4 protein-coding genes are annotated in these 4,410 nt (G+C 45.7%); 1 reads left to right on the forward strand and 3 read right to left on the reverse strand.

What is annotated here, in order from left to right:
• Positions 1 to 177: 177 nt before the first annotated feature.
• From Q0081_RS13720 to rsmH, 3 genes are all read right to left on the reverse strand, one after another.
• Complete coding sequence (locus Q0081_RS13720) at positions 178 to 2,376, reverse strand: penicillin-binding protein (protein WP_298354289.1); 2,199 nt, start codon at positions 2,374 to 2,376, stop codon at positions 178 to 180.
• Positions 2,377 to 2,403: 27 nt separating this feature from the next.
• On the reverse strand, positions 2,404 to 2,787 hold the full coding sequence (locus Q0081_RS13725; protein WP_298354292.1) for an FtsL-like putative cell division protein: 384 nt from the start codon (positions 2,785 to 2,787) through the stop codon (positions 2,404 to 2,406).
• 94 nt (positions 2,788 to 2,881) lie between these two features.
• A complete protein-coding gene (gene rsmH / locus Q0081_RS13730) occupies positions 2,882 to 3,784 on the reverse strand; it encodes a 16S rRNA (cytosine(1402)-N(4))-methyltransferase RsmH (protein ID WP_298354295.1) in 903 nt (300 codons plus the stop codon).
• A gap of 225 nt (positions 3,785 to 4,009) precedes the next feature.
• On the opposite strand from rsmH, the gene Q0081_RS13735 reads away from it, so the two are divergent.
• Entirely contained in the window at positions 4,010 to 4,336 is a 327-nt protein-coding gene (locus tag Q0081_RS13735; protein WP_298354297.1) for an FUSC family protein, read from the forward strand.
• The last annotated feature ends 74 nt before the right edge of the window (positions 4,337 to 4,410 follow it).

Below are 4,410 nucleotides of genomic sequence, written 5' to 3' on the forward strand. Positions count from 1 at the left end.
GCGTTGTCCCTGACTTCGACGTGAATCTGGTAAATCTTTGAAAAATTCATTTAGTGTCATATTCCATATAATATTTGGTCAAATGTAACAAAAAAATAGAACTTAACAGCCCTGCTGTAGGGAGGGACTTCTTCTCCCCCTCTCCAAATTGGAGAGGGGGTTGGGGGGTGAGGCTAATCACTTCAAAATTAAGCTATAAGCTCCTGCTTTGTATTCATACTCCACTACTTTTCCTTTGCCTGTATAGCTTACTTTAAAGCCGTGATTTTCGAGTAGATAAAGAGCATCACGCAACGTCATTCCTTTCAAGTTTGGAATTTTATTCGGGTCAGCGTCACGGTTCTCCCATTTTACTCCTTCTTTGTCTTTTTTAGCTTCTACCCACCCATTTACGTTCACGGGAGCGTCAATGTCCATTTCTTCAGCCACAATACGCAGGTCTTCGGCTTGCCCGGCCTGCAACTGTTTCTGCATTTCGGTCATTTTGTTTTTTTGCTTCGGAATCGGCGGGTGCATTTTGATGTCGTAGCCAATAATACGATCTGTTACTTCCTTGAAAACAGGCGCCGCTACACTACCAGCGTACAATTGCTCCATGCTGAACCCACGCGGACTGTCTACCATAATCAAACAGCTGTACCGAGGTTGGTCGGCAGGAAAATAACCGATAAAGGACGTATTGTACAATCCCTCTACGTAGCGACCGTTCACCAGTTTTTGTGCCGTTCCCGTCTTTCCCGCAATTTTGTAATACACGCTTTTGATGTTTGTCGCCGTGCCGTGATCTACCACTCCTTCCAACAGCACCCGGGCTTTGCGTAATGAATTTTCAGACGCGATTCGTTCCTCGCTGCGAAACGGAATGATTTCCTGAATAATTTCATCGGCCTGTTTTACCTGTTTCACAATCATCGGACGTACCCAATAGCCATCGTTGGCAATGGCATTGTAAAACGACAGCATCTGCAAAGGCGTCAGTTCAGACTCGTAGCCGTAGCTCATGTAGGTGAGCGATGTCCTGCTCCAGCGCTTATCCGAAGGGATCCGTATGCGGGGTTCAGGTTCTCCTTTCATTTGTATGCCGGTGGGTTGGCGCAGGTGGAAGCGTTTGAGATAGCCCACGTATTTATCAGCTTTCCCGTAGAAATAATCCTTCATTACCAAGTGTATCCCTACATTGGAAGACTTTTCAAATACCTGCTGCGCAGTAATGTCTCCGTGTCCCACTTTTTTTGTATCTCTGATAACGGCAGTATTGTATTTCGCAATCCCGTTTCCGGTATGATATACCCGCTGCATGGGTAACCCTTCTTCCAGTGCGGCCAACATGGTAGGGAGTTTAAACGTAGAGCCCGGATTGCCCAATCCTGCCAAGGCATAATTATAGGTCTCGCGGTAACTTGAGTCCGCATCGCGGGAAAGATTGGCAATGGCCCGAATTTCGCCCGTAGGTACTTCCATTACAATCACGCAACCGTGCGAAGCTTGGTAGCGTTTTAGGGTATTTCGGAGAGCCGTTTCGGCAATATCCTGAAAATTAACGTCTAACGTGGTGTACAAGTCAAGACCGTTGATAGGTTGCAGGCCTTCATCATCTTCATTGGGCATGAATGTTTGGTCGTCCAACACTCTAAAAAGGCCTACTCCGGGCGTACCGGCCAATTTTTTATCATAACTCGCTTCCAATCCAAACAAACCGCGCTTGGTCTTCTTGTCTAAATCGCCGATGGTACGCTCTGCCAATGAACCGAATGGATTATAGCGTTCGTAGGTAATGGTGAGTTTTCCCCCTCTGCTGCGACCGGTGTACGCAAAACGACGGAAAAACGGCCACCCTTTCCATTGAACCGGCTTTTTTGTTCCATCTTTTTTATCAATAACATAACCTTTAAAAGACTGATTTAGAATAATGTTGTATTCGCGGTACGTGATTTTTCGCTTCAAAAGTCGGATATTCCGATTTCCCCTACGGTCATTTTTTTCAAATTCCTTACGGGAAAAAACCAAATCACGACGGTATTCTTCGCGGGTACGCTGCCCAAACGTGCGGGCAAAAAGCGTAGCCAACGAATCCACTCGGCTATAAAAATAAGTACTGTCCGAAACAGTGGGGTCTATCGAAACCTCAAAATAGGGCAACGAAGTAGCCATCAAACTGCCATCGTTGGAATAAATATTTCCCCGCATGGCCTGAATGGTATCTATCCGGACAGTTCTTGACATGTATTGCAGCCAGGGCTTTCCTTTGTATTGACCGAAGTGTTGAATGTAAAAAATGCGATAAATCACGCAGGCTCCTAGTACAAACAGCCCGATAGCTACTGTCCAAGAGCGGCGCGAAATATCTTCACGAATGTTTTTGGGTTGGCTTAACATGGTAATTCATTAAAATGGCTTAGCTTTTTATTCACTGGCAACGGCGATTCGCTGTGGCGTTTTACGGCTTTCTTTGAGTCCGAATTGTTCAACTTTAGGAGCTAACTCCGACTGTTTCCCCATCTTCATGTAGTTGGCTTTCAGGATGGTATAAGCCGCGCGAAGGTTATTAACCTCCTCATTGGCTTTTCGCAATTGGCGCATTTGCCGCTCGGCATTGATACGAAAGAAGATGAGAATCAATCCTAACCCCAAAAGAAACAGTGTTCCATCCAAGTATTTGATTGGGAATTGTTTTCCACCAATCCATTTTTCAACATGATACCATTGTCCCAACCACGTCAGCACTCGGCTATTGGTTCTGACGGTTTTTGCAGGACGCTTTTGCGCTTTTAGTACGTTGATAGCCATAATATAAAAGTAGTCAGTAGTGAGAAATCAGTAGTGAGAATTTAAATACTAAACTTTGTACAACCATAAACTGTAAAGCCTAAAAACCTGCCGCTTACAACTTTTCCGCTACGCGCAGTTTTGCACTGCGGGCACGGGAGTTTTGAGCGATTTCTTCCGGGGAAGCCTCAATGGGCTTGCGCGTCACGGATTGCAACGGTTTCAGGTCATTTCCAAACAAGTCTTTTTCAACTTCGCCGTAAAACTTGCCTTTCCCGATAAAGTTTTTTACCAAACGGTCTTCCAACGAATGATACGACATCACCACCAATCTCCCCTGTGGCTTCAACACTTCTACCGACTGCGTCAAAAACTCCTGCAAAGCCCCCATTTCGTCGTTTACCTCAATGCGTAATGCCTGAAAAACCTGCGCAAAATACTTATTTTCCTTGCCTCGCGGCGTGTAACGTTGCAAAGCGGCTTTCAAATCATTCACCGTTTCGATGTTTCGATTTGCCCTTGCTGCCACAATGGCCTGAGCTGCGGTTTTGGCATTTTGTAATTCGCCGTACATTCCCAAAATGCGGTGCAGTTCCTCAGCCGAATACGTATCGACAATGTCTCGGGCGGTCAAACCGCCGCGCTGATTCATACGCATGTCTAAATTTGCCTCAAACCGCGTCGAAAATCCGCGCTCGGGGGTATCAAATTGATGCGACGAAACTCCCAAATCACCTAAGATTCCATCTAATTGCTTAACGCCGTACAGACGAAGGTATTTTTGGAGATAACGAAAATTAGCATCTATAAAAGTAAGACGCTTATCATCAATGGCCTGCGCATTGGCCCGAGCATCGGAATCTTGGTCAAAAGCCAACAAACGGCCTTTTTCGCCGAGGCGTTCCAAGATAGCCTTGGAGTGCCCGCCGCCGCCAAAGGTAATATCCACATACACACCCTCGGGACGAATCGCCAAGCCTTCCAAACACGCTTCCAACAAGACAGGATTATGATACATTTTCACAGTCAATGGTCAATAGTTCACCGTCCACCGTTCAGGGGACTGCTGCAAAATTAACGAACTTGACGAGATGAGGGGCAGTGTTGGACAAATAACGGCCAACGAATCACAAAAAAATTATCAAAGGGGCAGACGACAGTAGATACTCGCAGAGCAAAGATAGAAATTTTGGCACAGATTTTTAAGTAAATTCGCATGATGCTCTTGAACGGAAAAACAAGTATGAATGACAGAATAAAAAGCCTTTTGATTTATGCCGCCAAATGCGCTGCCGGCACATTGTCCGTTTTTACCCTTTCCTCCCTCCTTCACTATGCCGATGTTGGATGGTGCCTCATTTCGGTCATGCTGGTTCTCTCTGCCGACGGCAAAGATTCAGTAACGTTGGCTTTTACCCGGATCAAAGCCAATGTACTGGGCGGAATAATAGGGGTAATTTGTTTGTTGATTTCCCCCACTAATATGTGGCTAATAACCGCAGCCATTACGGCTACGCTCTCGTTCTGCTATTGGCAGTGCGCGCAAAGTAATGCTATAACAAAAAAATAGACAACGGGGGCAAATGCCTAACTTTGGAGTGACTAAACTCAAAGATTATGTACCTATTTTGCCCAAGTTGTCAC

This window comes from Runella sp., from assembly GCF_027484545.1.
Classification (GTDB): domain Bacteria; phylum Bacteroidota; class Bacteroidia; order Cytophagales; family Spirosomataceae; genus Runella.